The sequence below is a fragment of the Chitinophagales bacterium genome, from assembly GCA_016787225.1.
Classification (GTDB): domain Bacteria; phylum Bacteroidota; class Bacteroidia; order Chitinophagales; family JADJOU01; genus CHPMRC01.
The window spans coordinates 1-24,799 of sequence record JAEUUY010000030.1 but is presented as its reverse complement, the minus strand read 5'-3'; the positions used below and the strand labels follow the sequence as shown (position 1 = coordinate 24,799).

At 34.6% G+C, this 24,799-nt stretch carries 22 protein-coding genes; 17 read left to right on the top strand and 5 right to left on the bottom strand.

The annotated features are described in order from the left end of the window. Nucleotides 1-3 precede the first annotated feature (3 nt). The 7 genes from JNL75_11540 to JNL75_11510 are packed head-to-tail and all read left to right on the top strand — an operon-like array spanning nt 4 to nt 7,698. Nucleotides 4-1,110: a glycosyltransferase family 4 protein gene (locus tag JNL75_11540; GenBank protein MBL7790452.1), complete on the top strand. Its 1,107-nt coding sequence runs from the start codon at nt 4-6 to the stop codon at nt 1,108-1,110. Beyond that, complete coding sequence (gene wecB / locus JNL75_11535; GenBank protein ID MBL7790451.1) at nt 1,107-2,171, top strand: UDP-N-acetylglucosamine 2-epimerase (non-hydrolyzing); 1,065 nt, start codon at nt 1,107-1,109, stop codon at nt 2,169-2,171. The genes JNL75_11540 and wecB overlap by 4 nt, the downstream gene beginning before the upstream one ends. 46 nt (nt 2,172-2,217) lie before the next feature. Beyond that, nucleotides 2,218-4,041 (top strand): hypothetical protein, encoded by a 1,824-nt coding sequence (locus tag JNL75_11530; GenBank protein MBL7790450.1) that lies wholly within the window; start codon nt 2,218-2,220, stop codon nt 4,039-4,041. Nucleotide 4,042: 1 nt separating this feature from the next. Then, nucleotides 4,043-5,281: a glycosyltransferase family 4 protein gene (locus JNL75_11525; protein ID MBL7790449.1), complete on the top strand. Its 1,239-nt coding sequence runs from the start codon at nt 4,043-4,045 to the stop codon at nt 5,279-5,281. A gap of 20 nt (nt 5,282-5,301) precedes the next feature. Beyond that, nucleotides 5,302-5,886, top strand: coding sequence for a GNAT family N-acetyltransferase (locus JNL75_11520; GenBank protein MBL7790448.1), 585 nt, complete (start codon nt 5,302-5,304; stop codon nt 5,884-5,886). A 25-nt stretch (nt 5,887-5,911) separates the two neighbouring features. After that, the gene (locus JNL75_11515) at nt 5,912-7,117 is read left to right on the top strand and encodes a DegT/DnrJ/EryC1/StrS family aminotransferase (GenBank protein ID MBL7790447.1); all 1,206 of its coding nucleotides are present in this window, start codon (nt 5,912-5,914) and stop codon (nt 7,115-7,117) included. Beyond that, nucleotides 7,111-7,698 (top strand): sugar transferase, encoded by a 588-nt coding sequence (locus JNL75_11510; protein MBL7790446.1) that lies wholly within the window; start codon nt 7,111-7,113, stop codon nt 7,696-7,698. The genes JNL75_11515 and JNL75_11510 overlap by 7 nt, the downstream gene beginning before the upstream one ends. Here JNL75_11510 and JNL75_11505 read toward each other — a convergent pair. From JNL75_11505 to JNL75_11495, 3 genes are read right to left on the bottom strand one after another with little or no spacing between them, the layout of a single operon-like run. Further along, a complete protein-coding gene (locus JNL75_11505) occupies nt 7,691-9,310 on the bottom strand; it encodes a glycosyltransferase family 39 protein (protein ID MBL7790445.1) in 1,620 nt (539 codons plus the stop codon). The genes JNL75_11510 and JNL75_11505 overlap by 8 nt on opposite strands. After that, on the bottom strand, nt 9,303-10,124 hold the full coding sequence (locus tag JNL75_11500; GenBank protein ID MBL7790444.1) for a hypothetical protein: 822 nt from the start codon (nt 10,122-10,124) through the stop codon (nt 9,303-9,305). The genes JNL75_11505 and JNL75_11500 overlap by 8 nt, the downstream gene beginning before the upstream one ends. A gap of 38 nt (nt 10,125-10,162) precedes the next feature. Then, entirely contained in the window at nt 10,163-10,921 is a 759-nt protein-coding gene (locus tag JNL75_11495) for a biotin--[acetyl-CoA-carboxylase] ligase (protein ID MBL7790443.1), read from the bottom strand. A 62-nt stretch (nt 10,922-10,983) separates the two neighbouring features. On the opposite strand from JNL75_11495, the gene rsfS reads away from it, so the two are divergent. From rsfS to JNL75_11445, 10 genes are all read left to right on the top strand, one after another. Continuing rightward, nucleotides 10,984-11,364, top strand: a complete 381-nt coding sequence (rsfS, locus tag JNL75_11490; GenBank protein ID MBL7790442.1) for a ribosome silencing factor — start codon at nt 10,984-10,986, stop codon at nt 11,362-11,364. A 47-nt stretch (nt 11,365-11,411) separates the two neighbouring features. Next, the gene (gene ftsH / locus JNL75_11485) at nt 11,412-13,418 is read left to right on the top strand and encodes an ATP-dependent zinc metalloprotease FtsH (GenBank protein ID MBL7790441.1); all 2,007 of its coding nucleotides are present in this window, start codon (nt 11,412-11,414) and stop codon (nt 13,416-13,418) included. After that, on the top strand, nt 13,390-14,232 hold the full coding sequence (locus tag JNL75_11480; protein ID MBL7790440.1) for a hypothetical protein: 843 nt from the start codon (nt 13,390-13,392) through the stop codon (nt 14,230-14,232). Before ftsH ends, JNL75_11480 begins: the two co-directional genes overlap by 29 nt. Nucleotides 14,233-14,333: 101 nt before the next feature. Next, complete coding sequence (locus JNL75_11475; protein MBL7790439.1) at nt 14,334-14,840, top strand: DUF5606 domain-containing protein; 507 nt, start codon at nt 14,334-14,336, stop codon at nt 14,838-14,840. An 81-nt stretch (nt 14,841-14,921) separates the two neighbouring features. Next, the gene (locus JNL75_11470) at nt 14,922-16,394 is read left to right on the top strand and encodes a sodium:solute symporter (GenBank protein MBL7790438.1); all 1,473 of its coding nucleotides are present in this window, start codon (nt 14,922-14,924) and stop codon (nt 16,392-16,394) included. Nucleotides 16,395-16,503: 109 nt separating this feature from the next. Next, the gene (locus JNL75_11465) at nt 16,504-17,403 is read left to right on the top strand and encodes a hypothetical protein (protein MBL7790437.1); all 900 of its coding nucleotides are present in this window, start codon (nt 16,504-16,506) and stop codon (nt 17,401-17,403) included. Continuing rightward, nucleotides 17,315-19,054, top strand: a complete 1,740-nt coding sequence (locus JNL75_11460) for a hypothetical protein (GenBank protein ID MBL7790436.1) — start codon at nt 17,315-17,317, stop codon at nt 19,052-19,054. Before JNL75_11465 ends, JNL75_11460 begins: the two co-directional genes overlap by 89 nt. Nucleotides 19,055-19,107: 53 nt before the next feature. Beyond that, nucleotides 19,108-19,563, top strand: a complete 456-nt coding sequence (locus JNL75_11455) for a DUF1573 domain-containing protein (protein MBL7790435.1) — start codon at nt 19,108-19,110, stop codon at nt 19,561-19,563. Between the two features lie 58 nt (nt 19,564-19,621). Beyond that, on the top strand, nt 19,622-19,927 hold the full coding sequence (yajC, locus tag JNL75_11450) for a preprotein translocase subunit YajC (protein MBL7790434.1): 306 nt from the start codon (nt 19,622-19,624) through the stop codon (nt 19,925-19,927). Nucleotides 19,928-19,945: 18 nt separating this feature from the next. After that, entirely contained in the window at nt 19,946-20,992 is a 1,047-nt protein-coding gene (locus JNL75_11445; GenBank protein MBL7790433.1) for an AMP-binding protein, read from the top strand. A 29-nt stretch (nt 20,993-21,021) separates the two neighbouring features. Here the strand turns inward: JNL75_11445 and JNL75_11440 are convergent, their stop codons facing one another. Beyond that, nucleotides 21,022-23,265: a PD40 domain-containing protein gene (locus tag JNL75_11440; protein ID MBL7790432.1), complete on the bottom strand. Its 2,244-nt coding sequence runs from the start codon at nt 23,263-23,265 to the stop codon at nt 21,022-21,024. A gap of 76 nt (nt 23,266-23,341) precedes the next feature. Further along, nucleotides 23,342-24,529, bottom strand: a complete 1,188-nt coding sequence (locus JNL75_11435; protein MBL7790431.1) for a hypothetical protein — start codon at nt 24,527-24,529, stop codon at nt 23,342-23,344. Nucleotides 24,530-24,799: the final 270 nt, after the last annotated feature.

Below are 24,799 nucleotides of genomic sequence, written 5' to 3'. Positions count from 1 at the left end.
CCAATGAAAATAGTTCATCTTACCTCAGCGCACGATAGATATGATATACGCATTTTTGTAAAAATGTGCTGTTCTCTAGCTAGGCATGGCTGGGATGTGTCCCTAGTAGTTGCCGATGGATTGGGAGATGAAGAGAAAAATGGGGTTAAGATATATGATGCTGGACCTAAGCAGGTTGGGCGTATAGCCCGAATGACCAAGACGGTCAATAGTGTGTTTGAAAAAGCTAAGGAGCTTAATGCCGATATTTATCAACTCCATGACCCAGAATTGATGACCGTATGCTCTAGATTAAAAAAAATGGGTAAAAAAGTTGTATTTGACGCTCATGAAGATTTACCCAAACAAATTATGGGTAAACCTTATCTTAATTTTATTTCAAAACAGGTCATATCATTACTGATTGGTTTGTACGAGAGGTTTATTTGCTCTAGATTAGATGGCGTACTCACTGCCACACCTATTATACGAGAAAAATTTCTTCAAATTAACCCAAATACCATTGATATTAATAATTTCCCCGTTTTAGGTGAATTGGCCAATGAAGGTAAATGGAGCGCGAAGAAGAATGAAGTATGTTATGTAGGAGGAATAACTGAAATACGAGGTATAAAAGAAATAGTCGCCGCTATGGAGCATACGAAAGATGTTAGTTTAAACCTGGTAGGCTCATTTAGTGAAGATCTTGTAAAAACAGAGGTAAAGAAACATCCTGGTTGGACAAAAGTTAAGGAATTTGGGGAATTGAGTCGACGAGAGGTTGCTGATATTATGAGTATTTCAAAAGTGGGTTTGGTCACATTTCTTCCACTTCCAAACCATATAGATGCTCAACCCAATAAAATGTTTGAGTATATGAGTGCTGGTATACCAATTATTACCTCTAATTTTCCATTATGGAAGCTTATAGTAGAAGGAAATCATTGTGGGATTTGCGTAGATCCTTTAAATCCTGCTGAAATAGGAGAGGCTATTCAATCACTAGTAACAAATGATGAATTGGCGGAAAAAATGGGAGAGAATGGTAAAAGAGCTGTTATTGAAAAGTACAATTGGGGCAGTGAAGAGAAGAAATTATTTAAATTTTATAATGACTTAGTAATTGAATGAAGATATTAACTATTTTAGGAGCTCGACCACAATTCATCAAGGCAGGTAGTGTCAGTAGAACTATTGCATTATATCCTCAAATCAAAGAGATTATAGTTCATACAGGTCAACATTACGATGCAAATATGAGTGACGTCTTTTTTGAAGAGATGAATATCCCTAAACCCAATTATAATCTGGGTATAGGAGGTAAGACCCATGGTGCAATGACTGGACAAATGATTGAAAAAATAGAGGAAGTCGCATTGAAGGAAAAACCAGACTGGATATTGGTCTATGGGGACACAAATTCTACCTTGGCTGGCGCACTAGTTGCCGCTAAGCTACATGTAAAACTAGCACATGTGGAGGCAGGATTGAGAAGTTTTAATATGGCAATGCCTGAGGAAATAAATAGAATTCTGACAGATAGAGTGAGTACAATTTTATTCTGTCCCACATTGCATGCTGTAAACAATTTAAAGAGAGAAGGATTCGATAATTTTAATTGTAAAATTATAATGACTGGAGACGTCATGTACGATGGAGCCTTATTTTATAGTCAAAAGGCAACTAAGCCTAATCGTGATATCCCAGAACATTTCATTTTATGTACTATTCATAGAGCTGAAAATACCGACAACGTATCTCGATTGACCAATATTTTGGAAGCATTAGAGGAAATAGCACAAACTAAACCAATTGTACTTCCCCTTCATCCACGAACCAAGTCCATTATTGAAAAGTTAAAAATAAAAATTTCTGAAAATATTAGGGTAATAGAACCCGTCGGCTATATGGAAATGGTATGGCTAACCAAGAATTGTGGCTTGGTTTTGACCGATAGTGGTGGATTGCAAAAAGAGGCTTATTTCTTTTCTAAATTATGTCTAACCTTAAGAGATGAAACGGAGTGGATAGAATTGGTTGACAATAATGTGAATTTTATTGTAGGTGCTGATAAATCAAGAATTGTTAATTCATATTTAAATGTAAAGTTTACTACAGAGTACCCCAAGAACTTATATGGCACTGGTAATGCCTCAAAGGAAATTGTGGATAACTTAATATCCTTTAAATAATTATATTTGTCATAATCTTTAGTTATTAAATAATAAAAGTTGTAATATGTGTGGAATTTTCGGTCAGGTAGCGGTTCAAACTATTCATAAGCCTAATTTTGATAGCCTTGTAAAGCACTCTGAGCAGCGAGGCCAGGACTCGAGTGGTCTTATTTATCTCAAAGAAGGAGTCTATCATATAGATCGTGCAGATTACAATGTGGAGAAATTGCTAAGCAAGGTCAAACCCTATCAGTCTCAAGTAGCTCTTGGTCATAGTAGGCTAATAACCAATGGACTAGCAGATAATCAGCCCGTAATCAGAGAAAATATTTGTGTTATTCACAATGGTATCATTATTAATGAAAAAGATGCCTGGTCCAAAATTAAATCCGAAAGAAATTTAATCATCGACTCTGAGCTTATAGTGGCTATAGCCTTAGAACATTTAAAGGAAGGTGGTAGTATCGATACCATTCCTGAAAAATTGAATAGTATTTGCAAAGGCGTTATGGCTTGTGCTTTGGTTTTACCATCTCACGGTAAGGTTCTGCTTTTTTCTAATAATGGTAGCTTATATTTGGGTAAAATTGGAGAGGACATTTATTTTGCATCCGAATCTTATGCGCTCAATCAGATTGGTTGTAATGATGTCAAACAAATTAAAGATAATCCTGTACTTATAGACATTCCGGTATCAGATCAACCTTTTGTGGTTAAAGATGATAATACAAGAGTAGAAAATTTGATTCCAGAGTTCAAGTTTAATCAAGCAGAAGAAAAACTGTTGGTCTATCCTAAAGTAAATATAAAGCGGTGTACCAAATGTATATTAACAGAGACTATGCCTTATATCAAATTTGACGATAAAGGTGTTTGCAATTACTGTCATAACTACAAACCTCGAAATAATCCAAAACCAAAAGAAGAATTGTTCAAACTTGTAGAACCCTACAGAAGGAAAAATGCAATTGATTGTATAGTTCCATTTTCAGGAGGACGCGATAGTTGTTATGGACTTCATTTGGTAGTGAAAGAATTGGATATGAATCCTGTGACCTATACCTATGATTGGGGTATGGTGACAGACCTGGGAAGGAGAAATATCAGCCACATGTGTGCAGAATTGGGTGTTGAGAATATTATCGTAGCAGCAGATATTTCTCAGAAAAGAAGAAATATAGCAATGAATTTAAAGGCATGGTTAAAGTCTCCGCATCTGGGAATGGTCAGCATTTTTACTGCAGGGGATAAGCACTTTTTCCGTTATGTAGAGACGATAAAAAAACAAACAGGGGTCAATTTAAACCTTTGGGGAGTGAATCCTTTGGAAGTAACACACTTTAAAGCTGGATTTTTAGGTGTAAAACCTGATTTTGAGGAGGAGAAAGTATATAGTCATGGCGTCATGAAACAGTTAAGATATCATTATCTTCGATTTAAGGCTATGACAGAGAGCTTGGGATATTTTAACTCCTCACTCTGGGATACCCTTTCTGGAGAATATTATCGTAGTTTTACAGATAAAAAAGATTATTATCATATATTCGATTATTGGCGCTGGGACGAAAAAATAGTTGATGATACTTTAGCTACTTATAATTGGGAAAAGGCTATTGATACTAATACCACCTGGAGAATAGGCGATGGTACGGCGGCATTTTACAATTATATTTACTACACTGTAGCTGGGTTTACAGAGCATGATACCTTTAGAAGTAATCAAATTCGAGAAGGGCAATTGACTCGCGAAGAAGCGCTCAAATTGGTAGAAGATGAAAATCGTCCTCGGTATCAGAATATTCGTTGGTATCTCGACACCTTGGGTATGAATTTTAATGAAGTAATCAAAGTGATAAACAGTATTCCTAAATTATATAAGGAAAGTTAGTATGAATATTTGGATGATATCAAAGTATGCCAGTCCACCTGGATATGGTACAGGACTTCGGTTTTTTTATTTAACTAAGGAGTTTGCGAAGCTAGGGCATTCATCTGTTCTCATTACTTCTGATGCCAATCATTATGCTCCTAACTTTCCAAATACAGATAACAGGTATAATTCTGTAACAATAGACGATACCAAGGTGGTATGGATAAAAACCTTGAAGTACAAAAAGACGGCTTCTCCAGGAAGAATATTAAGTTGGCTAGATTTTGAATGGAAACTTTTTTTCATGCCTAAAAAAGATCTTGGTAGACCGGATGCAGTTGTAGTATCTTCCATATCTATTTTTACCATTTTCTATGGTTACTATCTAAAGTGGAGGTATCAATCCTTTTTAGTTTTTGAAATTAGGGATATATGGCCATTAACTATGACAGAAGAAGCAGGATTTAAATGGTATCATCCCTTAGTTTTGTTTATTGGATTTGTAGAGAAATTTGGATATAAGGTAGCTGATTTAGTAGTAGGCACTATGCCTCGTTTGGATCTACATGTCCGAAATATTTTAGGATACGATAGACCTACATTTTGTTCTCCATTTGGATTTTATCCAGGGAATTATGACGCTGACACTCAGACTGACAATAGTTTTAAAAAGCATTTTCCGGTAGGGAAAATCATTGTAGGTTACGCTGGAAGTATGGGTATCACAAATGCCTTAGAATCCTACGTAGAGTGCATAAAAATGCTGAATACTGAGAATAAGGATATTCATTTCATGTTTGTTGGGAGTGGTGACCTGAGACCAAAATTTGAGGCGGAGCTTGCTGGCTGTAATAATGTGACCTTCCTTCCAAGAATAACTCAAAGTGAGGTAAAATTTTTTCTAGCTAACTGTGACATATTATATCTTTCTACTCAAGATAGTAAGGTCTGGGACTATGGGCAATCTATGAACAAGGTAGTCGAATATATGCTATCTGCTAAACCTATAATCGCTCGATATAGTGGTTATCCTTCCATGATTAATGAAGCTGGCTGTGGCATTTTTGTTTCTTCAAACCAGGCTTTGGATATTAAAAATGCCATACTGAAATATGCTCTTATGCCAAAGTCCGAAAGAGAAAATATTGGCAAAATGGGTAGAGAATGGATTTATAAGCATAGACAATATGATAAACTTGCTGCAGAATATATGAGCGAGATACAAGCAAGGATGGAGTCAAGTAACTCAAATAAATAATAATAAAATCTTAGTTATCTATGGAAGCCATACAATTGAATTCAGGCGACTTGTCGGACTTTTATCTAGAAGAGGTAGCTAGAATACATTATTCCGCCTACTCAAAAGATCATTTTACTTCAATTTTTAATTTAGCAAAGCTAAAGGAATACTATAAGGAACTGATTCTCTCTTCTGACCTTAGTTTATTTTTTAATGATGAGGGAAAATCTGTTGGATTTATAGTAGCAGGGGAGTCGATTTCAAAAGGCGTCTCATCGTTCATAAGAAATAATAGATTGTATATAATTACTTTACTACTTACCCACCCGAAATTTTTAATAGAGAAGTTAACAGATATCATTAAATCTTTTATGCCAAAAGAGAGAAGAGTTGTTTCTAAGTTTAGATTAATGTCCATAGCGGTAGATTCTAATATGCATTCGAAAGGATATGGAAAGAAAATGCTTCAAATTTTTGAAGAATTTTTAAGAAGAAAATCTTTCCTTTCCTATGGACTTTCAGTTCGAAATGACAATGAGAAGGGTATAAAGTTTTATATTGATAATGGATTTATTTTAGAAGCAGAAACCTCAGATTCTCATTATTATAGAAAAGACATTTAATAAGAAAAATTATACTTAGCAATATATGATTCCATTTTCTCCGCCACGAATAGATGATAAAATTATTAATGAGGTCGTTGCAGCATTAAAAAGCGGCTGGATTACGACTGGTCCTCGTACTAAAGAGTTTGAACGACAGTTGGCTACATATTGCAATGTGGAAAAAGTATTGGCAGTCAATAGCTGGACTGCTGGAGCTGAAATGTTGTTACATTGGTTTGGAGTTAAAGAAGGGGATGAGGTCATCGTGCCTGCATATACTTACTGTGCCTCGGCTAACATTGTAGTTCACTGTGGTGCTAAGCCTGTTCTAGTAGATGTGAATGAAGATTTTACTATAAATATTGATAGAGTGCGCGAAGCAATTACACCTCGTACAAAGGCTATAATTCCAGTTGACGTTGCAGGACTGCCGGTAGACTATTCTGCCATTATGAATTTAGTAGAGGAAAAGAGGGAATTATTTACTCCGAATACAGAAAGGCAAAATAAACTTGGTAGAATATTAGTCTTAAATGATGCAGCACATTCTTTTGGAGCGATGTACAAAGGTCAACGGGTTGGTAATCAGTGCGACTTTACGGTGTTTTCTTTTCATGCAGTCAAGAATTTAACTACAGCCGAAGGAGGTGGTATAGCTATAAATATGCCACTACCTTATAATAATGCTGAGCTTTACGCAGAGCTCAACACTTATTCTCTCCATGGTCAGAATAAAGATGCTTTGGCAAAAACACAAAAAGGATCTTGGGAGTACGATGTCATAGACGCAGGCTATAAGTGCAATATGACAGATATTTTGGCTAGTATTGGGTTGGTAGAACTTTCTAGATACAATGATGATACATTAGTATATCGAAAATCTATTGTGAATCAGTATGACCAAGAATTTTCTAAATATGACTGGGCTATAATCCCAACGTCAAAGGATGAAAAGAGAGAGTCATCTTACCATCTTTATTTATTGCGAATAAAAAATATAACGCTTGAACAGAGAAATGCTATCATTCAAAAAATATTTGACAAAGATGTGAGTGTCAATGTTCATTATAAGCCTCTACCATTATTGTCTGCCTATAAGAATCGAGGGTATAGAATGGAAGATTATCCGGTATCTCAGTCATTATGGGAAAATGAAATTTCCTTACCTATATACTATGGTTTAGATAAGGATAAAACAAATAAAGTTACTCAAGCTGTTATCGATAGTTATAATGAAGTGATATGTTGATTAGAATTTTCGATGTCATATTGTCTTCCCTAGGTATTATACTTTTGCTTCCTGTATTTTTAATTGTTTCAATAATAATTCTACTGGAATCGCCAGGAGGGGTATTTTATATTCAAGAGAGAATCGGTAAAGGTGCAATTCCATTTTCACTCATTAAATTTCGAAGTATGCGGACAGGCAGTGATACAAAGGGATTACTGACAGTAGGTATGGCAGACAATAGAATTACCAAGGTTGGATTATTTATAAGGAAATATAAACTAGACGAATTGCCGCAGTTATTTAATGTCTTTATTGGCGATATGAGTCTTGTAGGACCAAGACCTGAAGTGAAAAAATATGTAGATTTATATTCTTCTGAACAGCGAAAAGTCTTATCCATGAGACCTGGCATGACCGATTTGGCTTCTATTGTTTATTCCAACGAAAATGAGTTGTTAGAAAAACAAGCGAATCCAGAACAATATTATATTGACGAAATAATGCCGAGAAAAATCGAGCTAAATATGGAATTTATTAACTCTCCGAGTTTATTAAAATATTTTAGTTTGATATTTAAAACTATTATCAAAATTATTTAGCCTTTCTTAGCCAAATATCAAACCCTAATTTGCTTTGAATTAATTCTACATCAGGTTTTGGGTATTTATATAGGATACTATCTTTGGTCTTATATATTACATAAGCATCCTTATCTATCAGTCCTTCTAGAATCCAATTATGATCTTTAGAAATATGGTTGGTAAAAGGTTGGCGACCTGAATAGAACATGGTGGCATAGCTCTTGAAGTATAATGCCTTAATATTGACATCTTGACCTCTTAGAGATTTGCAAAAATCAATATAGATTCTTTGTGTATAGCATTCTATTTTAGGTGCGAAAACTACTAGTAAAACTAATACTATCGCAATCGTGGAGAAAAAATATGGATACAATTTATTTCTAGATTTTTTTAAGGCAAAAACTAAGACCATAAGGATAAAAATACCAAAGCAAACTTCCCAATAACACCAGTTAACAGCGGCACCCAACTGCAACTTAGCTTGAATATCATCTACATATGGTAATATGTAAGTTAAATTATTACCTATAATAGGCATCGCTATTAAAGCTAGAATAACGACTAGAGAAAAAACTTTAATCAAAATCTCCGCCAGTTTTAAATTTCTAATTGAATTATTATACAACGTATGGGCAGCGATATAGCTTATCGGAAAATAAGCCATAGAGCTGTAGTGAATAATTTTAGTCTGAACTATCGAGAATAATACTAAAACTAAGATACCACAAATACACATGATTTTATACCAGTCATTCTTGAGTTTTTCTTTCCAATCATTGGTAAATAATAAGACAAAACTCGAAGGAAAACAACCCAAAAGTAAAACAATTATATGATAATAGATGGGTCCTCCATGCAGTGCATCCTCTGTGGTGAATAGACGTATTTGATAAACAATGAACTCATACATATAGCTTGTACCATGATGATAAGTTTCATATAGAAACCATAGACAGCTAAAAAATAGACTTGATAATATCCATACACTGGCATTCAGTATTCCAGGTAAGGATTTGAATCTTGAGAAAGCCCATAATATCCCTATAGTTCCGAAAACGATAATAAATGCTGCGGGACCCTTGGTTTGAACAGCTAATCCTAGAAAGAAAGCACTTGCTAATAAGTCTTTTATCTTGCTTCCTAAAATCTGATTCGAATTAAGTCCCGCGGCAGTATAATAAAAGTATAAACTGAGAAACATAAAATAATTGAACCAAGGATCAATGAGTCCTGTTCGGAAATACATGAATGGTAAGAACGACCCCATATAGGTTAGTACCCATATTCTTCCAAAACGTTCGTCATGCTCTCGCTTGCCAATCCAATATAGACTCACCATGACCAATATGCCCAGCAAAGCATTTGGAAAACGAGCAGCAAACTCGTTGATACCAAAAATTTTCATACTGATTACTTGAAGCCATATGAATATAGGCGGCTTCTCATAGAATGGTAGGTAATTGATCTGTGGCTGAAGATAATTTTTAGTCAAAATCATTTCGCGAGCTAGCTCTGCGAAATTAGCTTCATCCCAATCAAAAAGATGCACATCTCCAAGAAATGGAATAAGAGTGAAAACTCCATAAATAATAAGAAGTAAATAAAAATTTTTGTAGACAAACTTAATCATCATCCCCGAACACCAACTCAAATCCTACCCAGGATATACATATTAACAACCAAATGGCAAAACCAATACCAAATATAATAAGTGGGAAGGATATCACTTTTGTCAATACAATAGGAGAGACTTGATATATAAGGTTTTCAGTTTGATAATATTGCAATTCGGTTTTGAGTCCTGATTTTCTTGTTAAAAGGTCGTTTAAACTTCTATACAGGTCACTTAGAACCAACATACTGCTTCCAGAATTTAATTTTTCTTTAAACGCATCTCCAGCAGGAAGTGCAGTTTTGAGAAGACTGTCTAGCTCTACTATAGCTTCTTCAGTTCTTTTTTTACTAATAGTTACATCTTGGTCTACGGCTACTTTTTGTTTGATATCATCAAGAATTATCTTAAAATTATTTTCCGCTGTCACGGAGGGCTTTTGATAATGAATCATAGTAAACCTATAATACTTAGTTTTATCATCTTTGTCGGGAGAAGTTATTTCAGCTTTTATTTCTTTAGCTTCTAGTTTAGCGATTTGTAAACTTATGACACTTGATTTTAAGTTATCATTCATATTCTCATAGTCATTTTTAAGAGAGGCATTATAATAATCCAAAATGCTTACAAAAACGTCTTTTCGAAGAAATCGACTCTTTAATACCACTTCTGACTTATAACTGGGCTTCAATACTACCTTGGTAAAATAGACTCCAGATAGTACCATAATACCGATAAGAATGCTTAAAAAGAGTTTTTTCTTTCTTCTACAAACCTTTAAAACTTTTTTACCTAAGTCTTTTATTGTTATCTCTTCTGTGGTTGATGCCATGTCTAATTTTTTTGTAAAAATATATATTTTCTTTTAACCTACTTATAAAGATATATTATCTCTTGACTAGACTTTATCTGAATTTTCTGTTTTTCCGATTGATTGTCTAAAAGCCAAAACCCATGTTGATCTGCACCTAAATTTACAACTTGTATCTCTTGGTTTTTATATAGGATAGATATCACCTCATAAATTTTATAGAGTTGTTGGTTATACGAAGATTGAAAATCACCTTGAAAGTTTTTTCTTATATTGAGCTCTAATCTTTTTATAAGCATATTCAGCAAATCAATTCTATCCCAATTAATTTCAGGAAATAAATTAGCCAAAGAATTGGCATATGGTAGTACTTTCGATTTTTTTTTCTGATTAATATTTATTCCTATCCCCACTATCACCTTTTCTATTTTATCCTTTTCAATAGTCGTCTCTATCAGTATTCCAGCTACCTTCTTGTCATTAATTATTATATCATTTGGCCACTTAATATAGGCTCGATTTGGGAAAATAATCTCATTTAAGACTTCTACCAACACTAATGCTATCATTTGAGAAATCTTAAAGCCATGGTCTATTTCCAATTTCTCAGGGAAAAACTGAAAACTAAAAGTCAAATTTTTACCTGATTCCGAATCCCATACTCGACCATATTGCCCTCTACCTTTTGTTTGATAGTCAGCTACTACCATTAAGGGGTGGTTAATTTTATTCACTTTCAAATAATCACTAGTAGAATCAATTTCATTAAAATAGACCAATGGATAATCAAAAAACGTTAATTCGGGAAATGATGACAAAGCGAAACTATTTTTACTATAAATTTGTATCTAAATAAATGTATTAATTTAAATATTGAGATTTGCCCGTAAATTTAAAGAAAATTGATAATCCCCTAGTAAATCAAATACTAATTTCATTAGAAGACAGAAAAGCCCAAGACATTGTTTGCATAGATTTGAGGGACAACGAAGATGCTTTTGTAGATTATATGATTGTATGCCATGGAGATAGTACTACTCAGGTAAACGCTATTGCTGGTAATGTAGAAAAGGATGTACAAGAGAAGTTAAAAACCAAACCTCATCATATTGAGGGTGAGCGGAATGCTCTTTGGGTTATAATTGATTATATTGATGTGATAGTACATGTATTTCATAGGGAAATGAGAGAATTTTATCAGTTAGAAGAGTTGTGGTCAGATTCATATATTCCTTTGGAGGTAAAAATAAATAGTAAGTAATTTTAAAATCATAGTAAAGTAAAGTGGAAGAAAATAAGAAATCATCAATGGAGAATTCAGAGTCTAAACCTCAAACTAAAATAAATCCCGATAATAAACCTAGCTATATTTGGATATACATAGTCATGGCTGCCCTGACAGGAGTATTGGTTCTTCAAGGTATTTTTTCTGATTCCGAAAGTCGTGAAATTTACAGCAAGGAGTTCGATAAAATGTATATAGAGGGCGATATTGAACAGATTAAAACTTTTAACGGCAGAAAGGCGATTGTATATGTATATACAGATTCTTTCAATAAAAAAGCGAAGTATGATACTTTTAGAAAGAAAAATTCTATTCTAGAGAAGCCTAACACTTCTTTCTTTATGCATATTGCATCGCATACATCGTTGGAGCAGCATATAAAAGAATTGCGGAGGCAATATAAAGTAGAAGAGGTAACACTTATTCCTTTAACCGAGACAGGATCTTGGCTATCAAATATGTTTAGTATATTTGGTCCTATACTATTGTTGATAGGATTTTGGTATTTCATGATGCGTCGCATGGGTGGCGGCGGTGGCTTTCCTGGCGGCGGAATATTTTCTATAGGAAAATCCAAAGCTACCATGGTCGACAAGGATACTGAAAGTGAAATTAATTTTTCATCCGTAGCAGGATTGGATGAGGAAAAACAGGAAGTCATGGAAATAGTAGATTTTCTAAAAAATCCCGATAAGTATACAACGCTAGGTGGAAAAATACCCAAAGGTGCGCTACTAATAGGTCCTCCAGGTACAGGAAAAACGCTCCTAGCCAAGGCTATGGCTGGAGAAGCTAAAGTTCCATTTTTTAGCCTGTCAGGTTCAGATTTTGTAGAAATGTTTGTAGGAGTAGGTGCATCGAGAGTTCGTGATTTATTTAAACAAGCTAGAGAAAAAGCTCCTTGTATTATATTTATAGATGAGATTGATGCTATAGGTCGTGCTAGAGGTAAAGGTCTGGTAGGAGGAAACGATGAGCGTGAAAGTACACTAAATCAACTACTCGTAGAAATGGATGGATTTAGTGGTGATACTGGAATCATTGTCATAGCAGCTACCAATAGACCTGATGTTTTGGATGATGCTTTATTACGTGCTGGACGTTTTGATCGTCAGATTCATATCAATAGACCTGATCTCAATGGTAGAGAGCAGATATTTAATGTACATCTAGCTAAAATTAAGAAAGGCGAGGATGTGAGTGCTCATGAGTTGGCCAAACAAACGCCTGGATTTGTGGGAGCTGACATAGCCAATGTATGTAACGAAGCTGCGCTTGTGGCAGCTCGGAAAGATAAGACGGAGGTGAATATGAAAGATATTTCAGAAGCTATCGATAGAGTTACAACAGGTCTCGAAAAGAAAAATACGATAATCACTCCTGAAGAGAAAAAGGTAATCGCGTATCATGAGGCTGGACATGCATTGACTAGCTGGTATTTAGAGTATGCTCATCCATTTGTGAGGGTCACTATTGTGCCCAGGAGTGAATCTTTGGGACATGCGCTTTATCTCCCAAAAGAGAAGTATTTGACAGTCAAAGAAGAGTTGTTAGATCAAATCTGTGTCTCTATGGGTGGACGAGCTGCAGAGCATTTGGCTTTTAATAAAATTTCGACAGGAGCTTTAGGTGATTTGGATAGTGTGACGAGAATGGCCTATGGTATGGTGGTTCACTATGGTATGAGTGAAAAGGTTGGGAATTTATCCTTCTATCGTATGGCTCAAAATTCATACGAGAAACCATATTCCGACGAAACGGCCAAACTTATCGATGATGAAGTAAGAAAAATTTCTGATGAACAGTTTCAGCGTGCATTGGCATTGCTCACAGAGAAAAGGGAACAATTAGATAATCTCGCAAGCCTTCTTCTGGAGCGAGAAGTTCTTTTAAAAACCGACTTAGAAGCTCTATTAGGCAAATCTCCGTGGGATAAAGGAGATGAAGAATTACAACCAATAGCCCCTGCTGATAATTCTGATACGCAGGACGCTAATAAAAATGAAAAAGCTGAGGACAATGTGGTTTAGACTCTTGTTACTTGGAATCATAGCTCAAATGTTTGTGGGTTGTAGAAAGGCAGCAACAGAAATTCCCTTTTATCTAAAATGTGACTCTGCAAGGGTGGCACCTACCACTCTAGGAATAGCGAATTCAGGGATTTACGGTCTTTATATAACAATAGAAAATGATATTCGAGGTACATGGCAAATGCCTTTTAAAATGCCAATTCTAAAAGACGGGCTTAAGCGTATGGTGGTATCACCAGTTGTTAAAATAAACAATCTTTCTACGCGATTCTTGGCTTATCCATTCTATAGTACCAAGCTAGTAGATGTAAATATGGTTCGCGAGAAAACCTTAGATACTGTATTTGACTTTGAATATGCTACTGGTATCACTATGCTGGCAAATGAAGAAATGGAATCCGCTACAAATTTTTCTGCTTCAACTAAGAGCAGTCTATCTAGAAATGGAAATGGTAGTATGCTTATGAAAGCAGACTTTAGTTCTGTAGATTCAAGTGCTACAGCTTATTATTTTAAACAATTGCCTTTCAATTTTGAAAAGACTACTTTTTTAGAATTTGACTATTATATGCCTGAAGGTATATTGGCACCTGCATTGGCATATACGGATATTAATGGAAATCCAAAAGTTATGTTTGGTGAGAGTTATTTAAATAAGAATTCTAGCTGGGTACATGTATACTACAATTATACTTATTTAATTGATCGAATAGGTAAATCAGGGTTATATACCCCTATTTTTATACTGACTATGCCTAAGGGAAGTATTAATGCTACAGCTTATTTAGATAATGTAAGAATTCTTGAGAAATAGTATAATTATTCCCGCACAATACATAGTAATAATGAATGTATTGAAAAAATCTTATAAATTTGCTCTTAGTATTTTTTTTTAAACAAAATCAAGAATAGAAAATGAGTTTTAGTGAGATATTAGCTGTTTCTAAATTGCCTGGATTGTATCAAATGCATAAGCATCGAGCAGATGGGTTAATAATCAAGTCCCTGCAGGATGATAAAATTTTCTTTGCTGCATCGCGGGCACATACCTTTACCCCTCTCGATAATATTACGATCTATACCTCCGATGAACCTATAGAGTTGATAGAGGTTATGCGAAAAATTCAAGAACAGAAATCCAAACTCGAGTTACCAAGTTCGAAAGCAGATGGAGAGGTTTTAAAGAGTTTTTTTGCTGCTGTGGTTCCTAACTATGATGAATCAAGAGTATACACAAGTGATATTCAAAAAATAGTAAAGTGGTTTAGTCTATTGGATTCTAAAAATCTTATACCTTCCGATGACGCTGTTAGTAATGACAATTCTACAATAGATCAAAAAGAAGAAATTTCTGAAACTTTAGAAGAAAAGGCTGAGGCAAAGCCTAAAGCGAAAACTACTAGGAAGAAAAAAACGGAATAAGAAATGTTTCGGGTTAGTTTTTATTTCATTGTCTTGATGAATTAGAAACAATGTTAAACAGGAATTCTCTAATTAGTTCATATGACTCCATTCACCCTCTTAATATGCGTGTTTATTTACTTTGGGGTGCTTTTGGCGATTTCTTTTTGGACCACGAGGCGTATCAAGTCAAGCTCCTATTTTAATGCCGATAAAGGTTCAAAATGGTACGTTGTAGCCTTTGGCATGTTAGGTGATTCGCTCTCTGGAGTTACTTTTATATCGGTGCCTGGGGCAGTAATATTTACAAAGTTTGGTTATTTTCAGATTGTTTTAGGTTATTTTGTAGGGTACCTTGCTATTATTACTATTCTTTTACCACTTTATTACAAGTTAAATTTAGTATCCATTTATGGTTATTTGAGACACCGTTATGGAAGATTTGCACAATATACAGGTTCGTTTTTTTTCATGTTATCTCGTATCTTAGGTTCTGCTGCCAGACTGTTTTTAGCGGCATCGGTACTTCAGTTGTTTATATTTGATCAATGGGGAGTTCCCTTCGCATTATCTGTATCACTTATTATTTTTCTCATTTGGTTATATACTACCAAAGGTGGTATTAAAACTCTAGTTTGGACGGATGCTTTTCAGTCTAGTCTATTAATTTTCGGAGTACTTGTATCTATTTACGTCATCGTCACTCAATTAAATATTTCATGGGTTGATTTACCAGAATTGATAGCAGAGAATAAGAATAGTGAATTGTTTTGCTGGGATATTAATAGTAAAAATTATTTTTGGAAACAATTCATAGGAGGTGCTTTCATTGCGGCATGTATGACTGGATTAGATCAGAACATGATGCAAAAAAATCTTACATGTAAAACCTTGGGAGAATCTAAAAAGAATATATTTTGGTTCAGTATTGTTATGCTTTTTACCAATTTATTTTTTATATCCTTGGGTTTATTACTATATACCTATGCTGAAAATTTGGGTATTCAACTGCCTATGAAGCCAGACGGGAGTATTGATTCTGATAAAGTTTTTCCTTTTCTTGCCTTCAATCACTTAGGTTTCATTGCGAGTATTTCCTTTATCGTAGGTTTGACTGCTGCCACATTCTCTAGTGCCGATAGTGTATTGACGACCTTAACGACATCCTTCTATATCGATATTTTAGGAAAGGATGCAGAAAAAAACCCTGATACAAAATTGCGAAACCTTATTCATCTTAGTTTTGCCTTATTACTTCTACTGGCGATATTGATTATCAAGATATTAAATGCTTCTGCTGTTATAGATATTGTTTTGAAAATTGCTAATTATACCTATGGACCATTGCTGGGGCTCTTTATCTTCGGATTAGTTACCAAGAGAAAGTTATACGATGCACTTGTACCTCTAATTTGCATTACCGCACCACTAATCGCCTATTATATTGATGCAGCACCTATAATCTTGAATGGGAGACCTTTTCAGTTTGGCAATACTATATTGATTATCAATGGATTTATCACTGTCTTAGGGCTTGCTTTTTTCTCATTCTTCTATAAGAATAAGGTTTCTTAGTTGGAATCCTAGGTTGTCTTAAAATTTTATAACACTATTTTGGTTGTTAAAATTAAACTTATCAGTAACTTTATCGTCATAAAGTTGTTATATTAATAAACATAAAGTTATGAGACGTAATTATTATCTATTCTTGTTAGTTTTTTTTGGGGTGAATTTGACAGCTCAGGATGATATTTATAATACTCCAGAACCGGTGAAACCCCGAATTGTTTATGGCAATCAAAATTCCAATACAAGCACAGATGGCAGCTATGAAAAAATAGATGATAGCTACAATCCAGATTTTGACTATAGATATCGAAGAAGTCTAAGAAGAATGTATGATCCTTATTATGTCATGCCTAGTTCTGCATTTTTGAATATGTACACCTATCCTCAGTTTGCTAATTTTTATAATCCTTATTGGGGTTGGAATTCAGGTTTTTCTATTACGATAGGAAATGCTTGGGGCAGTCCATGGGGCTGGAATAATGGATGGAATACATGGAATAACCCATGGGGTTGGAATTCATGGAATAGCTGGTATGCCTGGAACAGCCCTTGGGGCTGGAATAACTGGGGAGGTGGCTGGAACTCATGGAATAATCCATGGTGCGGATGGAATAGCTGGGGCGGCGGCTGGAATGACCCATATTGGGGAGGCGGCTGGAATAATTGGGGCTGGAATGTAAGAGGCAATAATTGGGGTACGGGTCAGAGAAATTCAGTTACCCCTCCTGAGAGAAGAGTTTCAAGAGCGGTAAGAGTTATGGATCCAAATAGAGACTATGGAAATACGACATATAGACCTTCTCAACCGCAAGGAAATTCAGGTTGGAATAATGGAGGGAGCGGAAATAATACCCCAACTTACAGAAGTTCTCCTAGCAATAGCTCACCTAGTCAAGGAACCATGACCCCTGCACCTACTCGCATGGGTGGCAACTCACCTTCTATGGGTGGAGGAGGATCATCGGGTGGTGGAGGCAGATCAGGAGGTAGATCGAGTGGAGCTTCAAGATTTTAATTTATCTTCATTCAGTTTAAATTTTAAAAAACATAATACCATGTTAGGAAGAATAGCTATGTCTATACTATTTTTTGTCACCTTCCACGCTGCAGACGCCCAGAGGTTTTCTGGAGCTGTTTTGAGAGTGGGTACTGATATTAGTCAATCTACTTTGCAAGGAACTGCCAGATTTGTAGGAACTGGAGGAGTCATGGGTAGTGTAGGCGGAGATTTATCTAATTTAAGTACGAATCCAGCGGGATTGGGAATGTTCTCACGAACAGAGCTTTCTCTCACTCCTTCTTTTGCGCTGAACCATACCGGTAGCACCTATATTGCAAACGACGGCAGGGGGCAGTTTGAGACGAATTTTGATCAGAATAGATATAAATTTACCATTAATAGCATGGGAATTGTTATAGCTAATAGAAAAAGCGATAATGCTGTTATGCGCACATCTAATGTGACCATTGGTATAAATCGAACTGCTGATTTCAATCGCTCTGTGAATTTCGGTATGGGGCGCAATAGTTTGTATTCCTATTCTAGTTATTTAGCTCTTTTAGCCACAAACCTAGAATATGATAGAAGAGATTTTAACACCGATTATCCTGCACCTGGTACTTATCCAGCAGAAGGAAACTATTCTTCAATTGCCAATCTGTATAATAGAGTTCTAGCAGCACGAAATGCAGAGGCTATTTACTCTTTCTCACCTTATGATTTTTATGAAGATCCATTAAAATTAGATTCTGTGAATGTATCTCAGTTTGGTCAAATGAAAACAAGTGGTGGTATTACAGAGCTGTCGTTTGCTTGGTCTACTAGCTTGAAAGATAAATACTATATTGGTGTATCTCTTGGTATTCCTTTTATTAATTATCAAACTGAATTTATTTTCGAAGAGGTTAATCGTGGACCTGTTGGCTCTAGCCCGAATGCATTTTATGGTAGATATGGCAGCTTTGAAATTTCAGAAATTGATAAGTATTCAGGAGCAGGAGTCAATTTGAAATTAGGTGGTTTAGTGAAATTGACAGAAAACTTGAAAGCTTCAGCCTATATACATACTCCTACATTTGCGCAGCTTACGCAGGAATACGCTATTACAGCTCGTGCTTATTATGCCAATGCTGTTGGAGGCTCTAGCAGTCCAAATCGGACAGACGAATTTGAGTTTAATTATATAACCCCATTTAAGTTTGGGGGTGGACTAAGTTATATGCTGGGAAAGAGAGGATTTATTGGTGCAGAGTATGAATTTAATAATTTGAAAAGTTTAATGATAAACTTAGATAATGAACCTCAATTTACCAATCAATTGAATGATGCCTTATGGCGACAAAATAACAATACACATGCATTCAAAATAGGTGGTGAATATGTGTTTGAAAGTATACGCTTTAGAGCAGGACTCAACTATCGCACCACTCCATATAGTAAGGATTTTACCTATAATGATTTCAACGCTTCTAGTATGACTTATACTTTTGGTTTAGGATATCGCGGCAAGCAAGTATCCTTGGATCTTGCCTATATGAATACTAGTTTTAAAGACTATAGACCATTCTATGATTATGCTGATAATCGCGTAAATTATGAAATGGGTTATACGATGAATAATTCTATCAGTCAGTTTATGGCTACACTCAATTTCCGATTTAAATAGAAATTTAAGTATTTTTCAATTGAAATACTTGGCTAAATAACTAGCTTTGCCTTGTGAAGTATAGTTTAATATATTCATTTATTATATTTGTTACCTGTATAAGTTCTTGTACTAATGTTAAACGAGACGTTGGTTCTTTGTTTGGATTTGGTCAGCGAAATAATTCAGGCGTTGATACTGTTCTTTATAGCAAAGCGACTACTATACACTTTCAAGATACCATGGTAGATATCGGAAATGTCAAAGAAGGGAAGGAATGTAGCATAATCTATTATTATCAAAATACGGGCAATGCGCCATTGATGCTATTCAATGTAAGTCCTAGCTGTGGCTGCACGATAGCAGAATATTCTCACAATCCCCTTGGTCCAGGACAAAAAGACTCGATAATAGCTAAATTTGATAGTAAGGATAAGTTAGGAAGTTATCAGAAAAATATTAAAGTAAATTGTAATACGAATCAAAAGGTACATGATTTATATTTCAAAGTCAATGTCTTGCCACGTTAAGAATAAGTCATGAATAATAATCTAAATTCTAAAGTCTAACAATTTAAAATCAAATAAAATGTATTTACAAGCTCAAGGTGGAATGGATATGATGCCACTACTACTACTCATGATGGGTATTTTCTTAGTCGTTCAATTCGTAATCGTAGGTCCGAAGCAGAAGAAGCGGGAAAAGGAAATGGCAGCATTTATTGATGGTCTAGCTAATGGCTCGAAAATTATCACTACTTCTGGTATTCATGGTAAGTATATTAAATCTGAAGAGAATTTAATGGTCATTGAAATAGACACCAATGTAAAGGTGCGTATGGAAAAAACAGCCCTTAATTATGAGGCGACCAAGGCATTGCATGGTATTAAGTAAGCTGTAAACTTTTTTATTGTGTATTTAGATTTTGAGAAATTAGATTTAGATACCTTAAAGAAAGAATATTCAGACGAAGCTTATCTCTTCTCCGTATTAGATTTCCTTGAGCATTTTATGAAAGAGGAGACCTTTGTATCTATTACTTCTGGATCTACGGGCACTCCAAAGTCAATAAGTTTTAGTAAATATAGAGCTTTAGAATCCGCTAAACTTTCAAATGAGTTTTTCAATATCACTCACCACACATTTATTATACACTGTCTCGATATTAAGTATATCGGTTCTAAAATGCTACTGATAAGGGCTCTAATCGCTAAAGCTAAAGTGAAGGTGTTCAAACCATCTCTTGATTTTTTTAATTTTTGTGATAAGGGCGAAATAGATTTTATTTCTTTGACTCCTTTGCACCTGCATGCTATTTTAAATACTAAACCAGATTTTTTTAGTCAAGTAAAATTATGTCTAATAGGAGCAAGTGGGGTGTCAAAAAAATTAGAGAATGCAATATCGAAAATTAAAACAAAGACAAAATTTTATGAGAGCTTTGCTATGACCGAAACTTTAAGCCACTTTGCCATTAGGAATATTAGTGCTAGAGAAAAAAGTTTTCGTTTGCTAAAAGGTTTTAAGCTTTCTGTAAATAGTGACCAATGTCTCCAATTGCAGCATGATCTTATATTGCCAGAGGGTATAGAATCGAAAGATGTTGTCAACATAGAGCAGGATGGTACATTCACTTTTTTAGGGAGGGCGGATAACGTTATTAATACTGGAGGAGTTAAGGTCAACCCAGAAGTTTTAGAATATGAATGGAGTTCTTTTCTACCTTTTAAATTTATCATTGCTAGTGAAGATGACCCTGTGCTAGGTCAAAAAATAATCATGATAGTAGAGAATAACCCAAATCAATCAAAAAGTAAAATTATAGATCTGTTACAGTATAATAATATACCTAATAGGTTACAACCTAAGGCATATTTCACTACAAACAACTGGGTAGAATCAGAAACTCATAAGCCAATACGGCGAAAAATTTACATGACCCGTATTTACCTTAACTAAATTACTGATTTTAGTATTCGAAAAAATCCTTAGTTAAAGTTTTCTATCATATTTCGCGGTGTGCCCTTATCGTCTGGTTTCTTTTTTGTTGGACTAGGTTTTGAGGTTGGCTTCGATGGTCGAGAATTCCCTTTATCACTTTTAGGAAGACTCTTTGTAATAGCTATTCCTAGATTCATTGATTTCTTCCCGTACTTAAAGTTAGGTTTTTTATCCTTTCTATTATTGCTAGCAATTTTTTTGGATTCATTACCTTTCCTAAGTACTACCGTGTTATTAGAAGTCTTTTTATCAGGTGATTCATATGGAAAATAAAAATTATTATCACCTTCTGTAAATACGACTCCTTTCAACAAAGTTCTAAATCTCGGAATCTCAATAGTATATTCATTTGATTCTACAACTTCTACACTAATCATACCATTTTCGCTGGAATAATTACTATATATTACCTCATTTTTCGGATTGATGACCCTGATATAACTATAGCTAATGGGTATATTGAAGTCTTTAAACCAAAGTTTAGCGGCAGTCCAAAATTTATTTTCAACTATTGCATTAGTTTTCAAACTAGAAATACTTTCATTTTCCGAATAGGCAACAAATTTTTCTTCTATTTTATCATTTTTGGTTTCATAAAGTGCCAATGCTTCATTAGTCGAGGTTGTTTCTTTTGGAACATTTTCCTTCTTTTTATTCCCTAGTAGAATTTCAGATGCAGCTATAATTTTCTGGACATCTTCTGGGTTATGATCATTTTCATTTTGTTGAATATTCTCTTTTATAGTCTTTCCCAATATTAAAGTTTCATCGGTTTTCTCTTTGGGTGTTTCAAATTTGGCATTTACAGGTGGACTCGCATTTTCTTCTTTAAATGATCTATTTAAATCAGCATCTTGATTATTTTTTGGTTGTTCTAGGATTTGATTTTGTGTTTCTGAAGTTGTATTAATACCATTTTCTGTCGGTGTAGGTATATTGACTTTCTCATAGGCTAAAGAACCACTCGTTGAAAATGGATTCCTAATTTCTAAATTTAAAATTTCACAGTCGAAGACATTGAGTTTTATTTTATATATTTTGTCAATAAATAAATTCGCATTACCTACACTTCGATTTGAAGTAAAATATCCGGTATTTCCATCTTTAGAATAGAAAAGGGCATAATCATCTCTGACACTATTAAAGCTAGCCCCTAAATTGATGGGCTTCGATAATTTTTGATTGCTGATATCACAGCGATATAAATCTAGACTGCCATAGCCGGGGTGCCCATCTGAAGAGAAAAAAAATGAATTGTCATCATATTTTGTAGGAAAAAGTTCGTTACCTAGGGTATTCACATTATTCCCTAAATTTCTTACTTTAGATAATTCATCATTTTCTGACAAGTCTGCAATCCATAAATCGTATCCTCCATTACCTCCCTTCATATCACTGGCGAAAATCATTTGATTTTCATCCTCTGTGAGCATAGGATGCATAAAATTAGCCTTAGAATTTTTAGAAATATAAGATAAGGTTCTAAAAGGTTGCCACCTCAGTTCTACTTTGTCGGATACACATATTATCATTCTGCGATTACCACCATCATATCTTGTCATATATATTTTATTCTGAGCTTTGTTTAAGCAAAAAGCATGAAAAGAAAATCCATCACTAGTTTTACTTGGCTGCTCCAATAATTTTTGATTTTTAAATGAGGAATCTGAGAAAACCACTTCATTCGTTAGATAATTTCTTGTTAGCAATGGACTCGTGGGTTCTAAATAAGAAAATTTACTTTGAGTGAGAAACTTTATTTTGCCGTTATTTAACACATATGGGAAATAGTCTTTACTTGTTTGATTCATTACTACGAGACTTGGCCTTATGCTATTAGATAATTCTTGATGTTCTATGACATAATTGGTCTCCAATCCGAGTTTTTTACTTAGGGCGAAATACTTATAATAAAATTCGTCAGCCTTTTCCTTATTTTTAAGTGCGACTTCTATATGGTATAGATCTAAATAATAGTAAGGATTGTCTTTATAATCATTCATACACTTGTATAGAGCTTTTTGAGCCTCTCTATACTTGCATACTTTATAGCAAAGCAAACCGTATTTATAGTTTAAGTTTACGTCAAGTGGCTTTCTAGCTAGTTTTGATTCTACAACTTTTAACTCTGATTTAAAGGTTTTTCGGAATCCTTCCTCGTTCACTTCTTGCGAGAGAAGTCTAAAGCTGACTAGTACTAAAGTAAGTATTTGAATTAACCTTTCGTTCATTTCATTACAAAATGAAGGACAAAGTTAAAAAAAATAGCTTAAAAACTAATTAAATGTTTGATAATAAGGTTTTTTTCTACTTGTTTTGTGCATTAGAAGCTAGAAATTGGCTAAATTGGTATTTAATATCTTGTCCACAGTCGAATACCATTTGTTCATCATTGGGGAAAGGTAAAAACTGGGAGCGTTTGATTTTGCGAAGAAACTTATCTTCTAAAGCCATTTCATTGCCTTCTATTTTATAGGCAACATTGTCAAAATCGAAGCGACTATTGATAGGAGAAACGCGGGATAACAATCGCTGCTGAGCATCTAGAATGATAAACTCTGACTGTATTATGGCTGATTTTTTCTGAAAAATTTCAAACACCTTACAGCTTGCTTTTTTATGAGCATATTGTTTTATTTGACGACCAGAGCTGTCTTTTAGAGGTTTACCACGTTCATCGCTCATATAAATACTAGAATCTATCCATGTTTTTTCTACTATGCTCATTTTTCTATCAATTAGTTCAGGAGTGATCGATATGTCTTTAAAATTTAACTCTACAAAATAATCTAGAGGAAAATTTCCAGGTTGGTTGTGAAATTTTTGCCAGAAAAATTGACTATTGTCCATCTGCATATAAGTCAAATCTTGATGCAGATTTCTAGGAAGTATAGAGCGAGAATCATTATTTACAGTGACGAGAATATGGGTCAATCCTTTTTGGTATGCCATATCTATTCGCTCTTTTATTTGCGGGTATTGTGGTATGAGCTGTGCTATTTCTGAAAACTTCCCAAAGGCATTTCTAGCATCGAATTTATCGCCATTTTTGAGTAGCAGATCACCTTCTATATATAAGGCATCCGCTAGCCTATGGCGTGAACTCTCTAACTGAGTATAAAAATTTTCGTGTTGGATAGGAATGGTGACTTCATTTACTTTTATAGGCAGGTATGGCTTTAGTTTATCATATCTGGCTTGCAAAGCGACATAATTATTGTAGATAGTCCTATATTTCTCGCTACTTTCTGTTTGAAATTGACTACGCTGAATATGTTCAATATTTTCATTATTTGCCTTAGTATAGGCTTCGTTAAACAACCCTGCCCAGCGCTGAATATCTTTTTCCTTGATACTGCGGTTAGCATATTTTTTAATCATGCCATCAAGTGCTTCATCGAAGTTTCCTGAGTATATTTCTTTTTGTGCTCGCTTATAGGTATTGCATCCTGCGAATATTCCTGCTAGTAATAGTAAAAGTAAAAAATTTCTCATATCTAACTTGTTTTGTAAGTTAGAGGAGGTAGGAGGCTGGAAGGTTTAAATATGGTGAACGTAAGAGAAATACCTTGGATACTCATAAAGGTGAAGTGTGAAACCCAGCAGCAGTGCCTAGCCTTTAGGTTGTCTTATCCTGAAAAAACTTGACAGTTTTTCAAACCAAATTAGGTATGAAGAATAATCAAAATCAATTAGGAAAGGATAATCCTTTAAAAATCAATTTTAAATTTAAAACAAGTGATCCAAATCAAATAGCACTAAGGC